Source organism: Helicobacter felistomachi (genome assembly GCF_030296895.1).
Lineage (GTDB): Bacteria > Campylobacterota > Campylobacteria > Campylobacterales > Helicobacteraceae > Helicobacter > Helicobacter felistomachi.
In genome coordinates this window covers 537811-561451 of the sequence record NZ_AP028022.1, presented here as the reverse complement: position 1 = coordinate 561451, position 23641 = coordinate 537811, and the positions used below count along the sequence as shown (strand labels likewise).

The window sequence follows — 23641 nt, the reverse complement described above, 5'->3', positions numbered from 1 at the left end:
GCTAAAAGGGCAGAGCTAAATTATCAAGGTCCAGCTCTTGGCGTTTGCTCTCTAAAAACTCGGGCAGATTAAAAAACAAATTGGGGTGTTGCTTTTTAATTTGTTTGACAAAGTCAAGCGAGCTGATTTTTGGCAAACTCCCATCCTTGCCCCGCAAACCCTCTAACTTCTTAAACACCACCGCCATCGCATCTGCAAAGTCAATGGGTGTTAAAGTTGCCATGTCGCGCTCCAACTCCACCATCACTTTATCCTCATACGCCCTTTGGATCACCCGCACAATGTGTTGCAACAGCACTTCGGGGATCACCACGAACTTTTGATCCTGCTCGTCTTTGACAAACCATGCCTCTTTCGCATTAAAGCTCCCCTCTTCCAACTCTAAAAGCACTTGCTGGGCAGAAAGTTGTTTGGCTTGGATTTTATTTTGTCCGGATTCTAGACTTCTGTAAATGTCTTGCATGCCCGTCTCAGTGGTTTTTTTACTTCTTGCTCTTGCCATACACACCTCTCTTTTTTGGGCTATTCTAGCATAAAATCACATTTGCCGATAAAAAGCCCGCACACTGGCAAGCTTAACGGGCATATTTAAAAGCGCAAAATCCGCCACCACTAGAGCCAACAAGCTCTCACAAACCACACTCCCTCGAATGGCGATACACGGGTCGTGCCTGCCCTTTAGCTCCAAAGTGATGGGCTCGTGGGCGGTGTTGATGGTGCTTTGCGCCTTAGCAATGCTTGCCGTGGGCTTAAAATACACCCACACCACCAAATCCGCCCCACTGCCTATCCCGCCCAGCACCCCCCCGGAGTGGTTACTAGCAAAGCCTGTGGGGCTTAAAGGGTCGTTGTAGGCACTGCCATTTAGATGAGCCACGCTAGGATCGCCGATAAACACCCCCTTGACCCCATTTAAGCCCATAAACACGCTGGCTAACCGCGCATCTAATTTGTCATACAAGGGCTCACCAAGCCCCAGCAAATGCGCCCCACTGGCTTGCACCAAGACCACACCCCCCACGCTATCACCCTCAGCCTTTGCCTTTAAAATTGCCTCTTGTTGTTGTGACTCTATATTTTTGTCCAGGCTAAAAATGGGGCTTGTTTTGGCGTGCTTAAAGTCTATGTTTTGCGCTTCAATCCCAGCGACACTAAAAACCCCACTAAACACTTGTATGTCTAGCTCTTTTAAAAGCATTTTGGCAATCGCCCCTGCCGCAACCCGTGCCACGCTCTCTCTGGCCGAAGTGCGCCCTCCACCCCTAAAGTCGCGTACGCCATACTTTGCTAAAGTCGTAAAATCTGCATGCCCGGGCCTAAAGGCTTCTTTAATGTTGCTGTAATCCTTGCTTTTGACATTGCGGTTATAAACAAGTAAGCCGATGGGTGCGCCCGTGCTAACCCCCTCAAAGACCCCGCTTGCCACCTCCACAATGTCCTCTTCTTTTCTAGGCGTGGTGTAGGCGTTTGTGCTCTTGCGCCGATTCACCTCAGCTTGCAAAAACTCTAAATCAATTTTGAGTCCTGCGGGCACGCCCTCTAAAACGCCCCCAATCAGTACTCCGTGCGACTCGCCAAAGGTGCTTAAGCGCAAGCACCGCCCAAGCGTGTTCACTTAATGCCCCCCGTAAGCTGTGTGAGTGCCTCTTTAGCGCAGAGTTGTTGCGCCTCTTTCTTGCTCTTAGCCGTACAGGTGGCGTACAACTTGTCTAAAATGAAAATTTGCATCTCAAATTGTTTGGCGTGATCGGGTCCGCTCTCGCTCTTTAAGGTGTAGGTGGGGATGGTTTTAAAACGTTCTTGGGTGAGCTCTTGCAGGGCACTTTTATAATCTGTGAAAAGGGCTTGCAAGGATAAATCCGGGTAGGCTAAATCCAATAAATCCTGCATTAAGGCCTTCACCACTTCTAACCCACTTTCTAAATAAACCACCCCCATTAAAGCCTCAAAGGCACTTGAGAGGATGGAGGGCTTGCGCTGCCCATGGTTGTGCGCTTCAGCGGACGAAACGACAATGTGTTTTTGCAAGTCTAAGAGCAGAGCCAATTGATAAAACGCCTTTTCATTGACTAAAGATGCGCGTATTTTAGACAAGTCCCCCTCTTGCAGGTCTTTAAAGCGCTCGAAAAGGATCTCAGCCACCGCTAAATCCAAGACGGCATCGCCTAAAAACTCTAGCCTTTCGTTATTTGTGGGCGATTGCGTACTTCTGTGGGTCAGGGCTTGTTGCAACAAGCCCTCGTCCTTGAAGTGGTAGTTGAGGTTTGCAAACTTCAGCACGTTTGAGCCTTTTGTTTGTAGCTTAGGGCTTCTTCTTTGGCGAGTTTATCGCAACGCTCGTTTTCGGCGTGTCCGTCATGTCCCTTGATCCAATGCGTGGTGATGGTGTGTGCGCCTTTAAACTTTAAAAACTCTTGCCACAGGTCTACATTTTTCACTTTGACAAACTTTTTTGCTATCCATGTTTTCAGCCACTCGCTAATGCCCCGACAGACATAGATGGAATCGCTGTAAAGGTGTATGTTGCATGGCTCTTTTAGGACTTTGAGCGCTTCTATGACAGCGGTGAGCTCCATGCGGTTGTTCGTGGTGTAAAGCTCCCCACCTTTAATGATTTTCTCCACGCCCTTGTAGCGCAGAATGGAGCAATACCCCCCATAGCCCGGATTGCCTAAAGCCGACCCATCGCAAAAAATCTCAATGCTTTTCATGAAGCCTCCTAGTTTAAATTGCTCGCCTTGTGGTCGCTGGTGTGCTTATCTAGACTTAAAACCACCTCTTTGGGCCCGATTTTAGCGCACACCAAACAGCGGTAGCTCTCAAAGGGCGACACACTCTTACACGCCATGCACTGGTAGCTGAAGTTTAAATCCAAGTGGTAATCGGCGTGCAAGGTGCGAAACACCTCTAGCTCCAAGGTTTCACACCGCCCCCTAGTGTAGCCCTTTGCAATGAACGTCTCCAACACACTGGGGTGCAACTCGGTTAAATAAGGGGCAATTTCGTCCTCTTCAATGTCCCAAAGCAAATCCACCAACGCCTTGCCCTCTGTCGTCTCAGCGATTTCTTGCAAAAAAAGGGCTTTGTGGTGAGTCTTTAAATGCTTTAAGGCACTTTTATAAAGCTTGCTCTGCTCCTTGCCTAGCTTTAAAATCGCCCTGCTTTGATCTTTGAGCCCCAAATCTTCTTGCATGAGGATTTGCATTTGTAGGTAGTGGTAATTGTCTAACAAGCCGCTTTCGCCCAAAGCGTCCAAACACTCCAAAGTTTCTAGGGCTTTTTGCGGTTCACACATGGTTTCGTAGACTTGCACCATTGAGTGCAAGGCGTGGGTGTTGCGTGGGTCGATACGCAACACCTCGGTTAAAATGTCCCTGGCCTTTTGCACATAGCCTAGGTCAATGTACGCCTTTGCTAAGCTCTCAAGCAAAGCGATGCGCTCATTTTGGTATTTAGGCAACAGGGCTAGGTAAATTTTAATTGCCTGCTCGCTGCTGCCATGTTTGGCGTAGTGTTTGGCAAGAAAGAGCCAAGTTTTAAAGCCCAGCACCTCCAGAGGGTTTTCCTGCTCTTTTTGCAAGAGTTGTTGTACCTCAAAGGCAAGTTCGACTTGGGCGTAAGAGTGCGACAGCGCATTTAGGGCTCTTAAATTGCGCCTGTGGGCGAGGGTGGAGCGCAAATGGTCGATTAAAATCACCCCGCCGATGATGAACGCCAAAATGGCGACACTGAAGAGCGAATCCTTGTAGATAAAGGCTAATTGCTCCACAGCCCATAAGCCCTAGCGCAAAAATTTAATCTTGGCTTTGACGCGTAATTTTTCATAATATTCGGCAAGGATTTTGTCCTGTTGCTCCTCAATCAACTTATTGGCAATAAAACCACGAGCTTGGCTGAAAGACACCTCCTCTTTGCCGAGTTTTTGCTGGATGTAAAAGGACACATAATTGCCCCCGCCCGCATTGAGAATGGGCGTGAAGGTGTGTTCTTTGGTGGATAAGAACATTTGGGCGATTTGGGGGTTTAAGGATTTTAAGTTGATCTTTTCCTCACTCTTAGACACTCCGGGGATTTCAATGTTCCTATTCTCTAGGGCTTGCGTCAAGACTTTGGTGTCTTTGGCGGTGTAGCGGGTGGTCATAATCTCGCTAGGCACGCTAAATTCCTCTCTGTGGGCGTTGTAGTACTCACGCATTTTGGTTTCGCTATTCGTGTTGACATTAAACAGCAAGATGTTGCGCAAAAGCTCTCTAGTTTCTAGCTGTTTTTTAAGCTGTTTTCTATAATGTATGGGGTCGATCCCCTCATTGGCTAGAGTGCGCATAAAATCATTCACACCCATGCCATTGTGCTTGGCGATCTCTTCAATTTGGGCATCGATTTTATCGTCCTCAATGTCGATCTTCAAGCGTTTGATCTCTTGGGCTTGGATGCGCTGGATAATGAGGGAGTTGATCGCCTGTTGCCGATTCATGTGGTTTTCTTTTTCTAGCGTTTCAATTTGATAAAGCGTGATCGGGTCGTTGTTTACCGTTACGGCGATCCCACCCACAATGCCGTCTTTGCGCTCTTCGACCAAATCCTCAGGAGGGATTTTTTTAAAGGGCTGGACGGATTTGGATGTTTCTGGTTGTTTTTGCTCTTCGAGGGTTTTGGGGGCAGCTTGTGTGGCTTGACCGGGTTTTTTAAGAGCTTTTTTAATCTGTTCATCTAGGCTTTTGGCGTTGTGTTTAGCACCGCCAACCCCCCTGCCCGTTACTGACTCCACATTAGAGCCAGAGTCGGCATGTGCGTTTAAAAAGACAAGACATAGACAAATAAAAACCCGTTTTAAAAATTCAAGACTGCTATTCACGTGCACAGAGGTCAAATTTTTCTCTTTGTTTTTTTATGATAGGGCAAGTATAGTGCAGTGGGGCTAAGAGCAAGATTAAGTTTTGGGCGTAAAATTACACAAGGGCGTTATAATACCCCGTTTGAATTTAAGTTTAAAAGGAAAGACAGACATGCCCGCTAGTGTTTTTGAAAAACTCACCAACCATTTAAAAGAGAGTTTAGATCAAGCCCTCTCTTTAGCCCTGCACGCTAAAAATCCCGAGATTGAGCCGATCCATTTGTTTTGGGCACTGCTGGCCAACACCCACTCGCTCTTAAGCCAAGCCCTCTTAAAAATGGGTGTGGAGAAGTCCCCCCTAGAGCTAGAGGCCCGCAGTTTAGTCGACAAATTGCCCAAAAGTTCGAGCGTGAGTGCCCAGGGTTTAGGCGTGAGCAAGGCTCTGTTAGACGCACTACACGCAGGCCTAGGGCTTGCCGTGCAAAGGGGGGATAGTTATGTGGCGATCGACACTTTTATAGAGGCCAACCAAGAGCTGTTTAAAAACCACTTTGGCAAATTTGTCGATGTGCGTGAGCTCGTTAAGACCTTTGAGAGTTTGCGTAAGGGGGCAAAGATCGAGCAGCCAGGCGATGATGCCACCCTAGAAGCCCTTGAAACCTATGGGATTGATTTGACCGCTAAAGCCACTGACAATGCTCTAGACCCTGTGATTGGGCGTGATGAAGAGATTTTGCGCATGATGCAGATTTTAATTAGAAAGAGCAAGAACAACCCCATTTTGCTCGGCGAGCCGGGGGTGGGTAAAACCGCGGTGGTGGAGGGGCTAGCGCAAAGAATCGCTAAAAAGGAAGTCCCCCTATCCTTGCAACACAAACGGGTGGTGGTCTTAGACATGGGGATGCTCATTGCGGGGGCGAAGTATCGGGGGGAGTTTGAAGAACGTTTAAAAAAGGTGGTCGAAGAGGTCAAAAAAGCGGGTAATGTGATTTTATTCATCGATGAAATCCACACTTTAGTGGGGGCGGGCGCAAGCGAGGGGAGCATGGACGCGGCCAACATTTTAAAGCCCGCTTTGGCGCGGGGTGAGTTACACACCATCGGGGCGACCACGCTCAAAGAGTATAGAAAATATTTTGAAAAGGACAGCGCGCTTACAAGGCGCTTCCAGCCCATCCCCTTAAATGAGCCCAGCATCAACGAAACCTTACAAATTCTAAGGGGGCTTAAAGAAACTTTGGAGGCACACCACAATGTCAGCATCACCGACAGTGCTCTCGTGGCGAGCGCCAAACTCTCTAGCCGCTATATCCCCGATCGCTTTTTGCCCGACAAGGCGATCGACTTGATCGACGAGGCGGCGGCGGCACTGAAAATGCAAATCGAATCCGAGCCCTACGCCCTAGCCCACACGAAGAGATTAATCCAACAATTAAAGGTGGAAAAGCAAGCCCTTTTAATGGAGGAGAGCAGCGCAAATGCTGAGAGGCTTAAAGTGGTGGAAAAGGAATTGCAAAACGCCCTAGAGGAAAGACAACGCCTAGAGGTGCAATTTGGCAATGAACAAAAAGTCTTTAAGGACATTGCCGCGAGCAAGAACAGCATTGAGGGCTTAAAACGCGAGTCGCTCTTAGCCAAGCAGCAGGCGAACTTTAGGAAAGCCGCCGAGATCGACTACGACAAAATCCCCACCCTAGAAAAGGAAGTGGCGGCTTTGGAGCAAAAGCTCGCCCAAATGCAAGCCAATGGCAGCCTGTTGGAGTCGGCGGTTACCAAAGAAGGCATTGCGCGGGTGGTGAGCCAATGGACGCAAATCCCTGTGTCCAAAATGTTACAAGAGGAAAAGGAAAAGATTTTACACATCGAACAAGAATTGTCTAAAAGCGTGGTGGGGCAAGCAAATGCGATTAAAGCCATTGCAAGGGCGATCAAGCGCAACAAAGCGGGGCTTAGCGACCCTAACAAGCCCATCGGCAGCTTTTTATTCTTAGGGCCTACGGGGGTAGGCAAGACCGAGAGTGCCAAGACTCTAGCTAAGTTTTTGTTCGACAGCCAAAAAAATTTAATCCGTTTGGATATGAGCGAATACATGGAAAAACACGCGGCCAGCCGTTTAGTGGGCGCGCCCCCCGGGTATGTGGGCTATGAAGAGGGCGGGCAACTCACCGAAGCGGTGCGCCGCAGTCCTTATAGCGTGTTGCTCTTTGACGAGATTGAAAAAGCGCACCCAGAAGTGTTTAACATGCTCTTGCAAGTGCTCGATGAGGGGCGACTGACCGACAATAAGGGCGTGGTGGTGGATTTTAAAAACACCATCATTATCCTCACGAGCAACATTGCCAGCGATAAAATTTTAGAGCAACAGAGCGCGCACACCAAAAAGAAAGAGCAACAAGAGGCACTCAGGGCGAATGGCGTGGAGAGTGAGGGCATTTTAGAGCTGGGCGAGGCTTACGACCTGCAACAGGTGGTGCAAGAGGCGCTAAGAGTGTATTTTAAGCCCGAGTTTTTAAACCGCTTGGATGACATTGTGATCTTCAACCCCCTAGAAATGGCAAGTATCGTACAGATTGTAGATTTGCTCTTTGCCCAAATTGCCGATCGGCTCAAGGAAAAAGAGATTCATATTAGCCTAAGTGCTCAGGCAAGAGAGCACATTGCCCAAAGCGGGTTTGACCCCATTTATGGGGCGCGTCCGCTCAAAAGGGCGTTGTATGAGGAAGTGGAAGACAAGTTAGCGGCGTTTCTTTTAGAAACGGACACCCTGCATTTGGCAGGTAAAAGCCTTGAGTTTGTTGTGAAAAACGGCACAATTGTGGTTGAGGAACGTTAATGCGTTCGTTTTCTTTAGGCAAGCAAGTTGTTGCATTGTGGTTGCTAATGATTGTACTTATAATTGTAACCTTGCTGTTATTTGCTAGGAGCAATCACGAATCGGTCGAGCGAGTCAACATTTTGGTGAGCAGGGATTTGAAAGACTTTTTGGGTGAAAAGATTAAACTTGCCACGAATGTGACGGCGTATAATCTAGCCAGAGCCATTGAGGGTGCTAAAGACGATGCGACTAGACGCGCCATCGTCGCCCACATGTTAGGCAACTTCCGTTACGAACAAGACCATTCTGGTTATTTCTTTGTTTACCAAAAATACACCCCCTTTTATAGCCCCAACAACAAGGGAGGCTCGGGAGATTCCGATGAATATCTCAAGGATAAAAATGGGGTTTATTATATGCAAGAATTATACAAGGTACTAGATGAACGGTGGGGGTTTTGTGAGTTACATTTATCCAAAGCCCTTGCCCGGTGGAGGCACAAAAGACATGCTTAAAATCTCTTATGCGCAAAAAATCGATGGGGCTAAGGATTTGTGGATCAGCACGGGGCTGTATATAGACAATGTAACCGAACACACCAAAACCATTCGCCACAAGATCGAATCAGACATCAGGCACTCTTTCTATATCTATACTTTGATCGTGGGCTTGTTCATGTTCTTGGTTGTTGTGCCCCTTTATTACCTCTTTTACCGCAAGATCACGGGCAATATTGAGGCCTTAAATGGTGGATTGCAAGACTTCTTTACCTTTGTCAACTACGAGAGTCGAGAGGTGCCTAGGGTGATCGTGGTTAACTCTAAAGATGAGTTAGGGAAAATGACGCATGCTTTAAACACAAATGTTAAAAAGGTGTGCGACCATTTACAAGTGGATCAAAATTTTTCTCAAAACGCCTTAGAAATTTTAAACAATGTCCGTACGGGAGATTTCACACAAAACATCCAAACCGCCGCCTCAAACCCCCAGCTGCAGCATTTAGGAGGCAATCTCAATGCTTTCTTTAGCTTTTTAGACGACATCTTCCGCCAAATTTGCCAAACCATCCAAACCTACTCTAAAAATGACTTCACCAAGGGCATGGACACCACAAGCTTACAGGGGAGTTTCTTGCAGCTGGTGTGCGACATCAACACCTTGCAACAAAGCATCGTTACATCTTTAAAACACTCTTTGGGCTTTGCCCACGCCTTGAATACAGAAACACAGAGCCTCAACGAAACTGCCCACAAATTACAAGATGCCTCCAAACAACAAGCCCACTCTTTAGAGCAAGCCACACACACTTTAGAGCAGATCAGATATTCTATGCAGAGCATGAGCAGCAAGAGCCAAGAGGTGATCGAACAATCCAATGGGATTAAAAACATGGTGCTCATCATCAATGAAATCGCCGATCAAATTGGGCTTTTAGCCCTAAACGCCGCCATTGAGGCGGCTAGAGCCGGGGAGCACGGACGGGGGTTTGCCGTGGTGGCGGATGAAGTGAGAAAACTGGCTGAGCGCACCCAAAAGTCTTTGAGTGAGATTGAGGCGAACACACAATCGCTCACACAGGCGATCAACGAGTCGGCCAGTGCGGTTGAAGAGCAGGCCCAAAGCATCGCCCAAATCAATGAGGCGATGGAAAGTTTGGAAAAACCATGACACATAACATCCAAATCGCAACAACTTCCTTAGAAATCAGCGAAAATGTCCAAAGCATTGCACAAAATATTTTAAACGAGGCGAACAGTAAAAAATTTTGAGAGGTGTCCATGCGTTCATTTTCCTTAGGTAGACAAATTGTCGCGTTGTGGTTGTTGACGATTGCATTGATGGTCGTAACCTTGCTTCTATTTGCCAAAAGCAATCACGAATCGGTCGAGCGAGTTAACACTCTAGTGGGCAAGGATTTAAAACAATTGCTGGGTGAAAAGCTCCAACTAAGCATCGACTCGTTGGCCTATAGCCTCTCTAGTGCTCTTAAAAACGCCCACACCGACACAGAAAAACAGCAAGCCATCACAGACACGCTTAAGGGGTTGCGCTTTGAAAAAGATCGCTCGGGTTATTACTTCGTGTTTAAGAAATATGTTCTTATGTATACAGGCAATAAGGCGTACAAGATCGGCGTGGACGATGAAAATTTGCAAGATGTCAATGGGGTGCGCTACTTCAAAGAGCTGTATTTGCAGGCCATGAAAGGCGGCGGATTTGTGCAATACGTTTCGCCTAAACCTCTCCCTGGTGGGGGCAATAGGGACACGCCCAAAATCTCTTACGCCCAAAGGATCGAGGGGACAAATGATTGGTGGATCGGGGCTGGGTTGTATATGGACAATGTTACGAGGCGCACTTTTAAAATTGCCGATGAAATCGAATCAGGCATCAAGCACTCTTTTCACATTTACGCTTTGATCATATCCTTGTTCATGTTCTTGGTCGTTGTGCCTTCTTATTACCTTTTTTACAGCAGAATCACCCGCAATATCAACATCCTAAACAAAGGCCTCAACGATTTCTTTGCTTTTGTGAACTACAAAAATAAAAATGTCCCGCAAGTGGTGGCGCTGCACGCAAGAGATGAGTTAGGGCAAATGGCACATGCTTTAAAAAATAATGTGGACGAGGCGGTGGTGCACTTTCAGGCCGATCAAGTCTTTTCTAAGGACGCGCTTAAAATCTTAGAGAGCATGCAAACGGGGGATTTTAAACAGAGCATCCAAGCCAACGCGGCTAATCCAGAATTGCAGAATTTAGGCACACACCTCAACAACTTCATGCAATTCGTGGATAAAATCTTCCAACAAATCAGCATGGCGATTCAAACCTATTCTAAAAACGACTTCCAAGCAGGGGTTACTACAACGGGGCTACAAGGCGGGTTTTTGCAGCTGGCTAAAGACATCAACACCTTGCAACAAAGCATCGTTACATCTTTAAAGCACTCTTTGGAGATTGCCCATGCCCTAGACAAAGAGACAAACACCCTTAATGACACCACGCACCGTCTCCAAGAAGCGTCCAAACAACAAATGGAATCGATCGAGCAAACCGCCAGCGCACTAGAACAAATCAACGATTCGATGCAGAGCGTGAACACCAAGAGCCACGAGGTTACCGAGCAATCCGAAAGTATCCAAAAAATTGTCACCATCATCAATGAAATCGCCGATCAAATTGGGCTTTTAGCTCTAAACGCCGCTGTTGAGGCGGCCCGGGCGGGCGAGCACGGGCGGGGGTTTGCCGTGGTGGCTGATGAAGTGAGAAAACTGGCTGAGCGCACCCAAAAGTCTTTGAGTGAGATTGAGAGCAGCACACAGGCTTTGAGCCAAGCCATCAGCGAGTCGGCCAGCGCGATTGAAGATCAGACAAAGGGCATCACCAAAATCAGTCAAGCCATGGAAACTTTAGAGCAAACGATGGCGCATAACGCCGAGATCGCCACAACCTCTTTAAACATCAGTAAAAATGTCAAAGGCATCGCCCAAAACATCCTGAACGAAGCAAACAGTAAAAAGTTTTAAGCGTAATCTAGCAGATCTTGTGTGGTGCGCACATAAGCGGGCAAACAGCGCAAACACACTTCAAACACCCTTAAAGAGCCGAGTGCATCGGCGGCGGCGCGATGGGCTGTGGGGATGTTGATCCCCAAGAAGGTGTTTAAAAAGCCTAGCCCGTGTTTGGGGCTTAAAATGCTTTTGCGGCTCAGGCTCAAGGTGCAGAGTTTGGGATTTAATAGCCCCGCGCCCAAGTGGTGGGCGCAACACTCGCTCAAATAGGGGAAGTCAAAGTCGGCATTGTGCGCCACAAACACACTATCACCCAAAAATTCTCTAAATTTTTTAAGGACTTGTTTAAAGGGGGGGGCGTGGCGCAAGTGCCTTTCGCTAAGCCCTGTGAGCTCGACAATTTTAGGAGGGACATGCTCGCAGTAAATCAGGCTAGAAAAGCTTTTAACCACCGCGCCAGAGGCAAAGGGGTCAAGAGCGGGTTTGTAAAGCAGGGCGGCGATTTCTATGATTTGGGAGGTCTTGGGGTCGGGCCCGTTTGTTTCAATGTCGATGAAGCAGTAGAGGGATTGCTGGTAGGGGATTTTAGTGCTTAACTCTAATTGTGTGGTGTAGGCGATGGGGAAGCCACAAGCCTTGAGGTATTCGTAAGAGAGTAAGGGGTCTTCACAAAAGGGCAAATTCAAATCTTCTAGGGGGAGGGGGGCTTGTCTTAGGGCTTGATACAGGTCTTCGGGGCTCATACCTTTTTCAATTCTTGCAAAGCTAGGATGGGGTTTTTGTGGCCAAACAAAAAACTCCCCACCACCAATAAATTCGCCCCCACAGAGGCAAGTAAGGGTGCGTTGTCGGCGTTGATCCCCCCATCCACTTCAATTTTGCCGCTGTAAGTGGGGAATTTTTGTTTAAAATGGGCGATTTTATCCAGCACCAGGGGCAGGAACTTTTGCCCCCCAAATCCCGGATTCACGCTCATAAACAGCACTAAATCCACATCGGCAATGATGTACTCTAGCCCACTTAGGGGCGTAGCGGGGTTTAGGCTCACCCCAGCTTTAAAGCCCAAATTTTTAATGTGGTGGACGAGCTTATGCAGGTGGGGGGTGCTTTCTAGGTGGATGGTCATGTAGGCGGGGTTTAGGTCTTTAAACAATTCAATGGCAAAGAAGGGGTTGTCTGCCATAAAGTGTATGTCTAGAGGGGTGTTTGTGTGCTGGCTTAAGTTTTGCAACACACAGGGGCCAAAGGTGAGGTTAGGCACAAAATGCCCGTCCATGACATCTATGTGTAAAAAGTCCACGCCCGCCACTTGTGCGAGGCTATGCTTTAAATCCATGAAATCTGCGCTTAAAATGCTCGCTGCTATTTGCATAAAACCCTTCCGCCCCCAACAAATTTGGAGCAAACGCTAAGGCATTTGTTGCACCCCAACGGGGGGTATTCTAGTCGTTTCGGGCTTATTTGTCAAACATTTTGGGGCTTTGGGAGGTGGTGGATTCTGTAGGACTTGAACCTACGACCAATCGGTTATGAGCCGAATGCTCTAACCAGCTGAGCTAAGAATCCCCCTTTGCGGTAAGAAGGGGGATTATAACCAAATCCAAACTTAAATGCAAGTAAGTTTTCAAACACCGCAAAAAGGATGATGAAGGTGATGAAGCTGCTCCCCCCATAGCTAAAAAGGGGTAGGGGCAAGCCCACCACAGGCGCAAGCCCTAGGGTCATGGCGACATTCACACTCGTGTAGACAAAGAGCAAGATCGCAATGCCCCCCGTGATGGTCTGTAAAAAGCGATCGTGCGGATCACTATTGAAGTAAGAGAGAAAATGCAAGATAAAACCCATATAAAACGCCAAGAGAAAAAACGCCCCCAAAAATCCAAAGCGCTCCACAAAGTAAGCAAAGATAAAATCACTTGTAGCAATGGGGAGGAATTTTAACTTCGCTTGCGTGGACTCTTCTTTGGATTTTCCTAAAAGCCCGCCCGAGCCGATGGCGATGATGGATTGGCGGACATGGTAGTTGGGCTTTTCGGCGATGAAATCGTGCAGGCGTTTTTTTTGGTAATCGTGTAAAGAGCTGTAAATGAGTGGAGAAGCCACAGCAAAGACGAGCCCAATGGTGATCCAAATCTTAGGGTGCACGCCAACTAAGAACAACACCCCAAAGCCCATGATGAGCACCACGAGAGCCGTGCCTAAATCGGGTTGTTTTAAAATGAGTGCCGCAGGGATGGTGATGTATAAAGCAAGCTTGCCAAAGATCTTCCAGCCATAGCCCCCGGGGGGGATGGGGTGCGTGCTGATTAAATGAGCTAGGAGCAACAAAATGGCGATTTTGACCGGTTCACTAGGTTGCAAGGATAGAGAAGTCCCCGGGATGGTGAGCCAACGCTTAGCCCCCAGCTTGACAGAGCCAAAGAAAATCACCAACACCAACAAAAACACACAAAACCAATAGAAAAAGTGAAAAATGCGATCCAGCTGCCGAAAGGGAATGAAAAAAATCATCCAAAAGACCACAAACCCCACGCTGAAATAGAGGATTTGCTTGAAGCTTAGAGCGGTGTTGGCTTCGTAGATGAGAAAGAAGGACAGCCCCATTAGAGGAACAACAAAAAAAAGCAACAAGAAATCAAAGTGTGTTAAAATCTTTCTGTTAACCATAGGCTCGCTTCTTTGTATTTGGTTATTTTAGCATAAACTTAAAGGGTTAGAGATGGATTTCTTAAACCATGCTTTGTTTTTATTGCTCGGGGGTGTAACGGGGATCATGGCGGGGTTTTTTGGCATAGGGGGGGGGGATGGTGATTGTGCCCGCCATGCTTTTGTCGGGGTATGGCTACGACAGCGCGGTCGGCATTTCTATTTTACAAATGGCGTGCTCGTCTGTGGTGGGGAGTGTGGCGAACTTCAAAAAGGGGTTGTTGGACCTGCATGTGGGCTTTTGGGTGGGGCTTGGTGGGCTGGTGGGGGCGGGCTTTAGCGGCGCGATTTTAACCCACATCCCGCATAAAATCTTGCTCGGGCTGTTTATTTTAATGACCTTTTACTCCCTTTTGCGCTTTTTTCTCAAGTCTAAAAAATCCAAAGATACGGACAAACAAGCCAAGGGGTTTGTCCTCAATCTAAAAAGCAAGTGCATTTTAGTGGCGATTGGAGCATTGACGGGCATTTTTGCCATTTCTCTTGGCATCGGCGGGGGTGTGTTAATGGTGTCTCTTTTGTCTTATTATTTGGGTCTAAGCCCCAAACAAAGCGTGCCTTTGAGTCTGTTTTTTGTGGTGTTTTCCTCCATTAGCGGGGTGGCTTCGCTTTACCAAAGCCACATTTTGCAGTGGCAATACTTACAATGGGGGCTATTGGTGGGGATGGGCAGTGTGCTAGGTGTGCTTCTTGGTGTGAAGTTAGTCATCAAAGTGAGCGCACAATTACACCGCTATTTGCTCATCAGTGCCTACACCTTGTCCTTAGTCGTTTCGATCTATAAGTGGTTTTAGCTTAAAGCTGTGGCGGTGCTCTTTGGTGTAGCCGTACTTTTTTAAGGCCAAGATATGCCCCTTTGTGCCATAACCGCAGTTCTTGGCAAAACCATACTCGGGGTAGAGTTTATCTAGCTCTAGCATCTCTAAATCTTTTTGCGCTTTGGCTAAGATCGATGCCATGGCGATTTGGGGGATTTTATCATCGCCCTTGATCACCGCCTGAAAACTCTTTAAATGGGGGAAGTGCAATTTAAAAAGCGTGTTGCCATCCACACAAACGCTTAAGACTTGCGGCAAGCTTAAGACAATCTCTTGAATAGCCTCTTGCATGCATAAGCTCAAGCCCTTTGCGTCTATCTCTTGGGCGCTCTTGCCTACCACCACGTTTTGTATGTCCTTGTGGGCTTGGATTCTTTGCGCCCACTCAAAGCGTTTATTGCGGCTTAATTTCTTACTTTCTTTCAAGCCTTGTTTGCTAAATTCTTGGGCTAAAAGCTCCGGGCAGGCGACGCCTGCCGCAAACAACGCCCCACACCAGCACCCCCGCCCCGCTTCGTCAATGCCTAGCAACATAGCAAAACCCTTTTTAAACATGCTATCATAGCACTTTATGACAAGTAAGGATAGCCATGCAAAAACCTTTTAGAAAGATTTCGGACTATGCGATTGTGGGCGGGCTTAGTGCGCTTGTGGTGGTTACGCTGGTCGGGTGCAAAGGGGGGGACAACAACCAAGAGCAAAAACCCCAAAGCAACACCTCCACGCCCATTAAAAAAGGGGCGTTTGTGATTTTGCAAGAACAGGCAGACAAAAGCTACAAGGTCGCTGAAGAATACCCCAGCGATAAAACCCGTGTGGTGGTGCGCGACTTGCAGGGCAAGGAGCGGATGCTAAGCGATGAGGAGATTCAAAAACTCATCAAAGATGAAGAAGTTAAAATCGATAAAGGCACAAGCCAGCTCACCAAGCCCGCTGCTGAAGGTGGGGGTTCTGGGCTTGGCATCGGGGCGGCGATCTTAGGCAGCGCGGCCGGGGCGATCTTAGGCAGTTACATCGGCAACAAGCTCTTTAACAACCCCAACTACCACCAAAACGCCCAAAGAAACTACACTTCTCCGCAGGCCTACCAAAGAAGCCAAAACAGCTTTAGATCACCCCCCGCTAGCCCCACAAGGAGCGGGTTTTTTAGCCCCCAAAACCAAAGTGCGCCCGCCACCACAAGTCCTAGTTCTAGCCAAACTAGACCCCTAGCCACACACAGCACCCCCAACCCCTGCCAGCACGACCACACACGGGCAAAGCGGGTTTTTTGGCTCTCATCGTGGCTCTAACATCTCTTAAAGGACACCCATGCAAGTGAAAACTTTAAACCCCCTAAGCAAACAGGCCCTAGAAGAAATTGGGCTAGAGTGGCACACAGATCCGGACAACACGGATTACATCAGCACGGATTTAATCACCATCAACCAAGCGCAGGCGGACGCTTATTACGCGGCGTGCAACGAGCTTTACGACATGTGCGTTCAGACAGCGCAAATGGTGATCGAGCAAGAACGCTTTTTTGAGCTAGACATCCCCAATAGCATTGTGCCTATGATTAAGCAAAGCTGGGAAAACGATATCCACTGGCACATTTACGGCCGTTTTGATTTAGCGGGGGGGTTAGAGGGACAGCCCATTAAACTCTTAGAGTTCAATGCCGACACCCCGACCATGCTCTATGAAAGTGCCTTAGTGCAGTGGGCGTTACTCAAACACAATGGCTACAACGCCGAGTTGCAATTTAACAATATCTTTGAGGCTTTGGGGGAGAATTTTAAACGCTTGGTAACCTTGCAAGAGGACACGAGCGCGTTCGCCCAAGAATACGAAGGCTGGAAAATTTTATTCTCTTGCGTGCAGGGCAGCAGTGAAGAGGAGCGCACCACGCGGTTTTTACAAGAGTGTGCCAAAAGTGCCGGTTTTCACACACATTTTGCCTACATTGATAAAGTGGAGTTCAACGCCGAAACCGGGGTGTTTTATGAGGGCGTGAATTATGAGTTCCTTTTTAAATTAATCCCTTGGGAGAACATTGCCATTGATGAGCCCGAGCTAGCCATGCTCATGCAAGGCATGATGGAAAATCAAAACACCATTTTTTTAAATCCCGCCTACACCTTGATTTTCCAAAGCAAGCGGTTTTTAAAGTTACTTTGGGAGTGCTACCCCAACCACCCCCTGCTTTTGGAAACAAGCTACGAGCCTTTGCGCAACAAAAAACAAGTGCGTAAAGTTGCCTTTGGCAGAGAGGGGCAAACACGCAAATTTTGAACCCTGATTTGAGCGTGGTTTACGAAACCAAGGGGATTTATGGCAACCACAAGCCCATTTATCAAGAGTTCGCCCCACTCAATCAAGTCGGGGAGTTCTACTACCAACCCAATGTCTTTTACGCCTACGAGGCTTGTGGACTGGGCTTTAGAAAGGGTGGTTTGGTGATGGACAATTATTCTAAATTTGTAAGCCACATCATCCAGTGATGCGTCTTCGAACGATCTATAGATTCCACGCTTACACGAGCGTGTTTTTCCTGCCTTTGGCGTTGTTGTTTGCCTTAAGTGGCGTGGCGTTTTTGTTTGGGATTAACCCCAATAGCGGGGCCAAAATTCAAAAATGGCATGTCGACAACCCTATGAAAGATGATTTAGAATTTTTACTAGATTTTTTAAAAACACAGAAAATCCCTGTGCCTAGCCACTTAAATCCTAGAAGACATAAGGGGGATTTAATCGTAGGCACGCCTGTCTATGAAATTGAGTTTGACCCAAAACACGGTGTGGTGAGTGCCGTCCACCGCTCTTTTTTAGGCGTGCTGATGCAGATACATAAGGGCAGGGCGGGGGTGGCTTTGCAGACTATGGGAGTGGCCTTTGGGGTGTTTTTGTGTTTCTTTTACATCAGCGGGCTTTTGATGGGCTTTAGGCACAAAAACACCACCTCCATCATCAGCGCATTTTTGCTAGGCGCATCGGTGCTGGGCGGATTTTTAGCCATAGCTCTTTAGAGCCAACCCTTCTTTTTAAAGTAAATGATGGGCAAAATTGTAGAAACGATCATGGCAAGCACCGCCATCGGGTAGCCAAACTCCCAACGCAGTTCTGGCATCACTTCAAAGTTCATGCCATAAATGGTGCCAATCAAAGTGGGGGGCATCATCGCTAAGTTCGCCACGGTGAAAAGCTTGATGATTTTGTTTTGTTCGACATTAACCTGAGAGGTAAAGAGGTTTTGGATATTGTCTAGAGCGTTGAGGTTGGCGGTGCTAAACTCCACGAGCGAACTAAAATCCTTGATGATGATGTTAAAATCTTTTTTAGTTTCACTATCCACTTTATTGCTTTTAAGCAAGGCCGTGATGATCCGCCGTTTGTCAAAGAGCGAGTCGCGTAGTTCCATATTAAACTCTTGCAAAAAAGAGAGAGAGATTAAAGTTTCTTCGTGTGTGCAAGCTTCGAGATCAAAGACAATTTGCTTTCTAAGCACACTGGTTTCACGATTCACTTCTTCTAAACAATCCGCCCCCTTCTCAAAGTAAAGCTCCAAGATTTTTGCCAAAATGTCAAAGCCATCGTAGAATTTCTTGGGGCTAGCCAAGACTCGCCCTTGCACCTCTTTAAAAATAGGGAAATCCCCATAATAGAGTGTGAAAAGGATATTGTTAGCAATAAAATAGGTGATGGCTTCTGTGTGGAAGGCTAAAGGGGTGTCCTTGTAAATAAAATAGGTGTTGATGGTGATGGAAGTGCTGTTCTCCCAGTACTTCACCACCGCGCTTTTTTCGGGGTCTTCATAAAGGTTTAAGTCGTAATTGCGGGCAATGCAAGCAAGCTCGGTAAAGGTGGGATTAACCAACTCAAACCATAAAATATTTCTCTCTTCAAAGGGAAAGTTTTTAAAGTCTTGAAACGCAAAAATCTCGACAAGCTCGTTATTCTTGGTAAAGACATTGATCATGCCCACTCCTGCAACACGATGGGCATGGCGTGCCTGCTGTCATGGGCGGCGATCCAAGACTTCAAAGGCGACTAAAATTTTGCCCTCCAAAAGTTCTAAGCTCGCCCCTCCACCGGTGGAAATGAAGCTGACACTGTCTTTATAGCCTGCCCTTGTCAAAACATCGATGGTGTCCCCTCCGCCGATGAGTGAAAACGCATAGGTGTTAGAAATGCTGTGCGCAATTTGGCTAGACCCGCGGCTAAACAAAGGCACTTCATACACTCCAAGGGGGCCGTTCCAAATGATCGTTTGACTGCTTTGAATCACCAAAGAAAAGAGTTTAGAAGTGGCGGGGCCAATATCTACTGCCATATAATTTAGGGGAATGTCTTGAGCCGGGGTGATTTGGACTTGATCGGTGTGCTCGATATGCGGGCTACTCACCACATCCACGGGCAAGTAAACATGCACGCCCCTTTGTTTGGCTTTGTTTAAAATATCCAAAGCATCTTGGATCAAATCTTCTTCAACCAAAGACGCTTGCATGTTATAGCCCAAAGCCTTTAAAAAGGTGTTGCTCATCGCTCCACCGATGATGACCTTATCCACACGCTCTAGGATATTGTGTAAGAGCGTGAGTTTGGAGCTCACCTTTGACCCACCCACCACCAAGAGCACAGGGCGCAGGGGATTAGCTAGAGCCTTGGCAAAAGAGTTGATCTCTTTTTTCAGTAGAAAGCCGGCGACCTTTATAGGGACATAGCTCGCGATTCCATAGGTGCTGGCATGCTTTCTGTGGCTGGTGCCAAAGGCATCGTTGACATAAACATCGCACAAGTCAGCGAGGCACTTGGCAAACTCAGGATTGTTCTCCTTTTCGCCCTTATAAAAGCGCAAATTCTCCACTAAAATGATGGGGTTTTCTTGACTCTCTTGCAAACCTTTAGCCATTTCTGGGGAGCTGGCAAACAAGACTTCTTTATTTAAAAGCCTCTCTAACCTTTTTAACAAATGTCTAAAAGAGTATTTCTCTTCTCTTTGCCCCTCTATTTGGGGCTGTGGGCGGCCCAAATGCCCCACCAAAACCACAGACTTTGCCCCATTGTCAATGCAATAGTTGATTGTGGGGATGCTCTCACGCATGCGCGTGTCCTCGGTGATGTTAAAATCCTTGTCTAGGGGGACATTAAAATCCACGCGGATCAACACCCGCTTGTCTTTCACGCTGACATCTTGAATCCCCACGACCTCTTGCATGCGTTTAATCCCTGCTAGCATATCCATCCTTTTGGTAAATATAAACTGCCATATCCACCAAGCGGTGGCTATAGCCCATCTCGTTGTCATACCACGCAAGCACTTTGGCGTGGTGCTGGTCTAAAACCAAGCTTTGATCCTCAATGTAAATAGCGCTAAAGGGCGATCCAATGAAATCGCTAGACACCCGTTTTTCTTTATCTATGCCTAAAATCCCTTTGAGTCCTTGTTGGCTGGCTTGCTCCATGCCCATGTGCAGGGCTTCTAGGCTTAGGGGTTTTTGGGTGTCAAAACCCAAATCCACCAAACTCACATCAGGGGTGGGCACTCTTAGAGCTAAACCCGTGATTTTATGCGCCAAATGGGGCAGGACTAGAGCGATCGCCTTATTCACCCCCGTGCTTGTAGGGATTACATTGAGTGCGGCGGCTCTAGCGCGGCGCACATCTTTATGTTTGGAGTCTAGGAGATTTTGGTCATTGGTGTAGCTGTGGATGGTTGTCATCATTGCATGCTGCACGCCAAAGTTTTCATCGAGCACCTTTAAAAGCGGGGCTAGGGCGTTGGTGGTGCAAGAGGCGTTAGAGATCACCGCCTCGCCCCGATAGCTTGTATGATTCACCCCATAGACAAAGGTCGGGGTGTTTTTAGCGGGGGCGGAGATCACCACCTTTTGCACGCTCCCCTTGATGTGTGCTTGGGCTAAACGCGCCTCGTTAAACTTGCCCGTGCATTCTAACACCACCTGCGCAGGGCTTAAATCTAATTTATGTGGGTCGCGCTCACCAAGCACCCTAACCTTTGGACTATGCCCGATACGTAAATGCGCGCTGTCTAAAATTTCAATGGGCAGATCGTGTTTATGTAGGGAGTCGTGGCGCAAGAGATGCGCTAGGGTTTCTACCCCGTAAGTGGCGTTGATTGCCACCAACTCTAAATCTTCTCTTGCCCCCACAACCCGGCACGCACACAGCCCGATTCGCCCAGCTCCATTCACAGCGACACGCAACACAACCCCTTGATGACCAAAATAACTTTTTATCATACAAGTAGCTAGCTTGCATGGCTCTTAAGGGAGCATAAAATGGGGATTTTTTGTGAGGGCAAACGCAAAATAGGGCGCAGATTGTAGATTTTGTAGTATAATGACCGCCTTATGCGCCACATTTGGAGCAAAATTTGGAAAGGGTGCCTATGAAAAAAGCGGAATTTGTCGAGTTGATGAAGGAAGAGGGGGGCTTTGAAAGTCGCAAAGAGGCGGAGTTTGCCCTAGATGGCTTTGTTAAAGCTGTGCAAAAAGCTCTAAGTAAACACGAGAGCGTAGAGCTTGTGGGGTTTGGCAAATTTGAAGTGGCGTTGCAAAAGGGCAAGAGCGGCAAGGTGCCCGGCAGCGATAAAACCTACGCCACAGAGGATAAAATGGTGCCCAAGTTTAAACCCGGCAAGGTTTTAAAAGATATGGTGGTGAAAGACAAAATCAAAGGCAAAGCCGCCAAATCTAGCAAGAAAAAGTAGCTTAAGTTCTTTTTTCTTTGAGTTGTTCTAGACAACTCAAACCTTCCGGGTTTTAGTTTTTTCAGTGTCCTTGTAGCTCAGTTGGATAGAGCGCATGATTCCTAATCGTGAGGCCGTGGGTTCAAATCCCGCCAAGGACACCACGCTTTTTAAGCATTGGAGTTCTAACATGCGTTTTTCACAAAGGAAATTTTTTTTAGGAAGCTTAACACTTTTTTTGGGTTTTAATTTACAGGCTTTAGAGTTACAAGAATACGCCCCCGCCCCCGCTGACGATGATTTTAGCCTGAGTTTAAAGCGGCTAGAGCGTCTAGAAGACAAGGGCGAGACCACGCAAGGGCATGCCCTCGGGTTAGCCGACTTGATTAGGAACGCCGACAACAACTACTCTTTGCAGGCCGCCCGTTTGCAAGTGGCGCAGGCGTTAAAAAACCACAGCATTGCAAAGGCAAAGTTCCTACCTAGCTTAACGAGCAATTACACTTTTAACCGCAGGGATAGGGACACGCCCTTTTACCCCAACTACAACATGCAGTTGCTCAACACAAATTTAAAACTCAATCTCTTCAACGGCTTTAGCGATATCAATAATGTGCGCGAAAAAGCGGCGACTTACCGTTCCAACAGCGCCAACATGGAATACACCAAGCAAAACATCTACTTGCAAGTGGTGCAGCAGTATTACCAATACTTCAACAACATGGCGCAATTAGTCGCTTTGCAAAAGAAGCTGGCTGAACTACGCTCCAACATCAAGCGCATTCGCGACCTTTACAACGAGGGCCTGACCACGATTGATGATTTGGAGAGCGCAAAAGCCCAGGGGGCCCTGAGTGAAAACGACATCACGGACATGCAATTTTCCATTGAGCAAAACCGCTTGACTTTGGAGTATCTCACCAACTCTAAAATCCCCTCTTTGCGCCGTACAACCATACTTCCGCCCACGCTGTCTTTAAGAGAGCGGGCGGATTTAAGGGCACTCAGGGAGCAAATCACAGCGATTCACTACCAAAACAAAGCACTCAACTACTACCCCACGGTGGACATCAACGATGACTGGCAATACTACATCGAAAAACCTGCCTATGCAATGGGTAAGGATAATCGCCTTGCCAACCTCTATCCAGACCAACAAAACACTTTCGGGATTGCCGTGGGTTTAAACATTTTAAGCGACATTGGCCTTAATCTACAAAAGCAATATTTGCGTCTAAACCAACTCTCTCAAGAGAAAACCTTGATGTATAAAAAAATGGAGCAAGAAAAGGACGAGCAGCTTTACCGCAAGTCTTTAGACATGGCAAGGGCAAAAATTAGAAGCTCGGAGGCGAGTCTCAAATCGGCCACCATCTCTTACGAGAGCATTAAGAAAAAATACGCCGCTAACCTTGTGGATTTCACGACCTACCTGCGGGCACTAAGAACCCGCTTTGACGCGGAAGTGGTCTACAACCAATCGCTCAACAATTACGAAATGCAAAAGGCCAACTACATTTTTTACAGCGGACACCATATCCAAGACTATGTACGCTAAAGGACAATGATGAAATATTTTTTATGTGCCCTGCTCTTTGTGGCGGGGCTGTCGGCTAAGGAAGTCTATGCCATTTTCAATGTCAGGGCTTTACAAGACGCGAATTTGACTCTAGACTCGGCGGGGATTGTGGATGCGATCTATGTGGATGTAGGCAGTCAAGTTAAAAAGGGAGATGTCCTTTTAAGTCTTTACAACAAGGATAAAAAATCCCAAGTCGACTCCATCATCCAACAATACGACTTTATGCGCAAGCAATACGAGCGCTACAGCAAAATCGGGCGGGCGATCGATAGAAACACCCTAGACAAATACTACTCAGATTATAGGAAGCTAGAGTATGATCGTAATTACTCCCAAGCGGTGGTGGATAAAACCATTTTACGCGCCCCCTTTGATGGGGTGATTGCGAGCAAGAACATTGAGCTAGGCGATGGGATGAGCGCGAACAGCACGATTTTATTTCGGCTCGTGAGTAAGGGAAGAAAAATGGTGATCGAGTTTGACTCCAAATATCTGCCCGATGTGAAAGTAGGCGACACCTTCGTTTACAGCATTGATGGCAAACCTGAGAAACAAAAAGTTAAAATCACCAAAATTTACCCCACCATTGATGAGAACACCCGTAAGGTGAGCGCAGAAGCCTTGCTGCCCGCTAATAGCCCTCTAGTCCCCGGTGTATTCGGGGATGGCTTTATCCAGTAG

General features: G+C 47.4%; 21 protein-coding genes, 2 tRNA genes and 3 pseudogenes. 12 read left to right on the top strand and 14 right to left on the bottom strand.

The genetic code is table 11. The features are described 5' to 3' along the window. Window position 1: 1 nt before the first annotated feature. Genes QUE23_RS02845 through QUE23_RS02820 form a run of 6 tightly spaced genes read right to left on the bottom strand, consistent with a single transcriptional unit; the run spans window position 2 to window position 4870 of the window. Complete coding sequence (locus QUE23_RS02845) at window positions 2–502, bottom strand: DUF2603 domain-containing protein (protein WP_286349145.1); 501 nt, start codon at window positions 500–502, stop codon at window positions 2–4. Between the two features lie 36 nt (window positions 503–538). Next, on the bottom strand, window positions 539–1615 hold the full coding sequence (aroC, locus tag QUE23_RS02840; RefSeq protein WP_286349144.1) for a chorismate synthase: 1077 nt from the start codon (window positions 1613–1615) through the stop codon (window positions 539–541). After that, window positions 1612–2280, bottom strand: coding sequence for a ribonuclease III (rnc, locus tag QUE23_RS02835; RefSeq protein ID WP_286349143.1), 669 nt, complete (start codon window positions 2278–2280; stop codon window positions 1612–1614). The genes aroC and rnc overlap by 4 nt, the downstream gene beginning before the upstream one ends. Next, window positions 2274–2711, bottom strand: coding sequence for a ribonuclease HI (gene rnhA, locus QUE23_RS02830; protein ID WP_286349142.1), 438 nt, complete (start codon window positions 2709–2711; stop codon window positions 2274–2276). Before rnhA ends, rnc begins: the two co-directional genes overlap by 7 nt. Before the next feature lie 8 nt (window positions 2712–2719). Next, a complete protein-coding gene (locus QUE23_RS02825) occupies window positions 2720–3769 on the bottom strand; it encodes a tetratricopeptide repeat protein (protein WP_286349141.1) in 1050 nt (349 codons plus the stop codon). Window positions 3770–3781: 12 nt separating this feature from the next. Then, window positions 3782–4870 (bottom strand): SurA N-terminal domain-containing protein, encoded by a 1089-nt coding sequence (locus QUE23_RS02820; protein ID WP_434801997.1) that lies wholly within the window; start codon window positions 4868–4870, stop codon window positions 3782–3784. 136 nt (window positions 4871–5006) lie between these two features. Between QUE23_RS02820 and QUE23_RS02815 the strand changes: the two genes are divergently transcribed. The 4 genes from QUE23_RS02815 to QUE23_RS02805 all read left to right on the top strand — a co-directional run bounded on the left by QUE23_RS02815 (window position 5007) and on the right by QUE23_RS02805 (window position 11179). Next, window positions 5007–7667 carry an ATP-dependent Clp protease ATP-binding subunit gene (locus QUE23_RS02815; protein WP_286349140.1) on the top strand — a complete coding sequence of 887 codons (2661 nt, stop codon included), beginning with the start codon at window positions 5007–5009 and terminating at the stop codon, window positions 7665–7667. Between the two features lie 47 nt (window positions 7668–7714). Beyond that, window positions 7715–8164: a cache domain-containing protein gene (locus QUE23_RS09935; protein ID WP_353622237.1), complete on the top strand. Its 450-nt coding sequence runs from the start codon at window positions 7715–7717 to the stop codon at window positions 8162–8164. Then, window positions 8091–9317: a methyl-accepting chemotaxis protein gene (locus QUE23_RS02810; RefSeq protein WP_353622236.1), complete on the top strand. Its 1227-nt coding sequence runs from the start codon at window positions 8091–8093 to the stop codon at window positions 9315–9317. Before QUE23_RS09935 ends, QUE23_RS02810 begins: the two co-directional genes overlap by 74 nt. Window positions 9318–9427: 110 nt before the next feature. Then, a complete protein-coding gene (locus tag QUE23_RS02805) occupies window positions 9428–11179 on the top strand; it encodes a methyl-accepting chemotaxis protein (protein WP_286349139.1) in 1752 nt (583 codons plus the stop codon). Here QUE23_RS02805 and QUE23_RS02800 read toward each other — a convergent pair. The 4 genes from QUE23_RS02800 to QUE23_RS02785 all read right to left on the bottom strand — a co-directional run bounded on the left by QUE23_RS02800 (window position 11176) and on the right by QUE23_RS02785 (window position 13831). Next, window positions 11176–11907 carry an exonuclease domain-containing protein gene (locus tag QUE23_RS02800; RefSeq protein ID WP_286349138.1) on the bottom strand — a complete coding sequence of 244 codons (732 nt, stop codon included), beginning with the start codon at window positions 11905–11907 and terminating at the stop codon, window positions 11176–11178. The genes QUE23_RS02805 and QUE23_RS02800 overlap by 4 nt on opposite strands. After that, entirely contained in the window at window positions 11904–12536 is a 633-nt protein-coding gene (gene rpe, locus QUE23_RS02795; protein ID WP_286349137.1) for a ribulose-phosphate 3-epimerase, read from the bottom strand. The genes QUE23_RS02800 and rpe overlap by 4 nt, the downstream gene beginning before the upstream one ends. A 117-nt stretch (window positions 12537–12653) precedes the next feature. Next, a tRNA-Ile gene (locus QUE23_RS02790) sits at window positions 12654–12730 on the bottom strand. Further along, on the bottom strand, window positions 12692–13831 hold the full coding sequence (locus tag QUE23_RS02785) for an FtsW/RodA/SpoVE family cell cycle protein (RefSeq protein ID WP_286349393.1): 1140 nt from the start codon (window positions 13829–13831) through the stop codon (window positions 12692–12694). The genes QUE23_RS02790 and QUE23_RS02785 overlap by 39 nt, the downstream gene beginning before the upstream one ends. Before the next feature lie 52 nt (window positions 13832–13883). Between QUE23_RS02785 and QUE23_RS02780 the strand changes: the two are divergent. Then, window positions 13884–14664: pseudogene (locus tag QUE23_RS02780) on the top strand (sulfite exporter TauE/SafE family protein). Here the strand turns inward: QUE23_RS02780 and QUE23_RS02775 are convergent. Continuing rightward, window positions 14635–15222, bottom strand: coding sequence for a ribonuclease HII (locus QUE23_RS02775; RefSeq protein ID WP_286349136.1), 588 nt, complete (start codon window positions 15220–15222; stop codon window positions 14635–14637). The pseudogene QUE23_RS02780 and the gene QUE23_RS02775 overlap by 30 nt on opposite strands. 56 nt (window positions 15223–15278) lie before the next feature. On the opposite strand from QUE23_RS02775, the pseudogene QUE23_RS02770 reads away from it, so the two are divergent. From QUE23_RS02770 to QUE23_RS02760, 3 genes and pseudogenes are all read left to right on the top strand, one after another. Further along, window positions 15279–15990 (top strand): annotated as a pseudogene (locus QUE23_RS02770) (UPF0323 family lipoprotein). A 9-nt stretch (window positions 15991–15999) separates the two neighbouring features. Next, window positions 16000–17171: pseudogene (locus tag QUE23_RS02765) on the top strand (glutathionylspermidine synthase family protein). After that, window positions 17171–17695: a PepSY domain-containing protein gene (locus QUE23_RS02760; protein WP_286349134.1), complete on the top strand. Its 525-nt coding sequence runs from the start codon at window positions 17171–17173 to the stop codon at window positions 17693–17695. The pseudogene QUE23_RS02765 and the gene QUE23_RS02760 overlap by 1 nt, the downstream one beginning before the upstream one ends. Here the strand turns inward: QUE23_RS02760 and corA are convergent. From corA to gap, 3 genes are read right to left on the bottom strand one after another with little or no spacing between them, the layout of a single operon-like run. Further along, window positions 17692–18645 carry a magnesium/cobalt transporter CorA gene (corA, locus tag QUE23_RS02755; RefSeq protein ID WP_286349133.1) on the bottom strand — a complete coding sequence of 318 codons (954 nt, stop codon included), beginning with the start codon at window positions 18643–18645 and terminating at the stop codon, window positions 17692–17694. The genes QUE23_RS02760 and corA overlap by 4 nt on opposite strands. A 39-nt stretch (window positions 18646–18684) precedes the next feature. Then, window positions 18685–19905 (bottom strand): phosphoglycerate kinase, encoded by a 1221-nt coding sequence (locus QUE23_RS02750; protein ID WP_286349132.1) that lies wholly within the window; start codon window positions 19903–19905, stop codon window positions 18685–18687. Beyond that, a complete protein-coding gene (gap, locus tag QUE23_RS02745) occupies window positions 19889–20929 on the bottom strand; it encodes a type I glyceraldehyde-3-phosphate dehydrogenase (protein ID WP_286349131.1) in 1041 nt (346 codons plus the stop codon). The genes QUE23_RS02750 and gap overlap by 17 nt, the downstream gene beginning before the upstream one ends. 149 nt (window positions 20930–21078) lie before the next feature. On the opposite strand from gap, the gene QUE23_RS02740 reads away from it, so the two are divergent. The 4 genes from QUE23_RS02740 to QUE23_RS02725 all read left to right on the top strand — a co-directional run bounded on the left by QUE23_RS02740 (window position 21079) and on the right by QUE23_RS02725 (window position 23641). Beyond that, window positions 21079–21399 carry an HU family DNA-binding protein gene (locus QUE23_RS02740; RefSeq protein ID WP_286349130.1) on the top strand — a complete coding sequence of 107 codons (321 nt, stop codon included), beginning with the start codon at window positions 21079–21081 and terminating at the stop codon, window positions 21397–21399. Window positions 21400–21465: 66 nt separating this feature from the next. Continuing rightward, window positions 21466–21542, top strand: a tRNA-Arg gene (locus tag QUE23_RS02735). 26 nt (window positions 21543–21568) lie between these two features. Further along, window positions 21569–22936 (top strand): TolC family protein, encoded by a 1368-nt coding sequence (locus tag QUE23_RS02730; RefSeq protein ID WP_286349392.1) that lies wholly within the window; start codon window positions 21569–21571, stop codon window positions 22934–22936. A gap of 6 nt (window positions 22937–22942) precedes the next feature. Next, entirely contained in the window at window positions 22943–23641 is a 699-nt protein-coding gene (locus QUE23_RS02725; protein WP_353622235.1) for an efflux RND transporter periplasmic adaptor subunit, read from the top strand.

Bases quoted from the DNA above. Each gene is read 5' to 3' on its own strand.
- QUE23_RS02845 (WP_286349145.1), bottom strand. From the start codon at position 502: ATGGCAAGAGCAAGAAGTAAAAAAACCACTGAGACGGGCATGCAAGAC.
- rnhA (WP_286349142.1), bottom strand. From the start codon at position 2,711: ATGAAAAGCATTGAGATTTTTTGCGATGGGTCGGCTTTAGGCAATCCG.
- QUE23_RS02815 (WP_286349140.1), top strand. From the start codon at position 5,007: ATGCCCGCTAGTGTTTTTGAAAAACTCACCAACCATTTAAAAGAGAGT.
- QUE23_RS09935 (WP_353622237.1), top strand. From the start codon at position 7,715: ATGATTGTACTTATAATTGTAACCTTGCTGTTATTTGCTAGGAGCAAT.
- QUE23_RS02810 (WP_353622236.1), top strand. From the start codon at position 8,091: ATGAACGGTGGGGGTTTTGTGAGTTACATTTATCCAAAGCCCTTGCCC.
- QUE23_RS02805 (WP_286349139.1), top strand. From the start codon at position 9,428: ATGCGTTCATTTTCCTTAGGTAGACAAATTGTCGCGTTGTGGTTGTTG.
- QUE23_RS02800 (WP_286349138.1), bottom strand. From the start codon at position 11,907: ATGAGCCCCGAAGACCTGTATCAAGCCCTAAGACAAGCCCCCCTCCCC.
- rpe (WP_286349137.1), bottom strand. From the start codon at position 12,536: ATGCAAATAGCAGCGAGCATTTTAAGCGCAGATTTCATGGATTTAAAG.
- QUE23_RS02785 (WP_286349393.1), bottom strand. From the start codon at position 13,831: ATGGTTAACAGAAAGATTTTAACACACTTTGATTTCTTGTTGCTTTTT.
- QUE23_RS02775 (WP_286349136.1), bottom strand. From the start codon at position 15,222: ATGTTGCTAGGCATTGACGAAGCGGGGCGGGGGTGCTGGTGTGGGGCG.
- QUE23_RS02760 (WP_286349134.1), top strand. From the start codon at position 17,171: ATGCGTCTTCGAACGATCTATAGATTCCACGCTTACACGAGCGTGTTT.
- corA (WP_286349133.1), bottom strand. From the start codon at position 18,645: ATGATCAATGTCTTTACCAAGAATAACGAGCTTGTCGAGATTTTTGCG.
- QUE23_RS02750 (WP_286349132.1), bottom strand. From the start codon at position 19,905: ATGCTAGCAGGGATTAAACGCATGCAAGAGGTCGTGGGGATTCAAGAT.
- gap (WP_286349131.1), bottom strand. From the start codon at position 20,929: ATGATAAAAAGTTATTTTGGTCATCAAGGGGTTGTGTTGCGTGTCGCT.
- QUE23_RS02740 (WP_286349130.1), top strand. From the start codon at position 21,079: ATGAAAAAAGCGGAATTTGTCGAGTTGATGAAGGAAGAGGGGGGCTTT.
- QUE23_RS02730 (WP_286349392.1), top strand. From the start codon at position 21,569: ATGCGTTTTTCACAAAGGAAATTTTTTTTAGGAAGCTTAACACTTTTT.
- QUE23_RS02725 (WP_353622235.1), top strand. From the start codon at position 22,943: ATGATGAAATATTTTTTATGTGCCCTGCTCTTTGTGGCGGGGCTGTCG.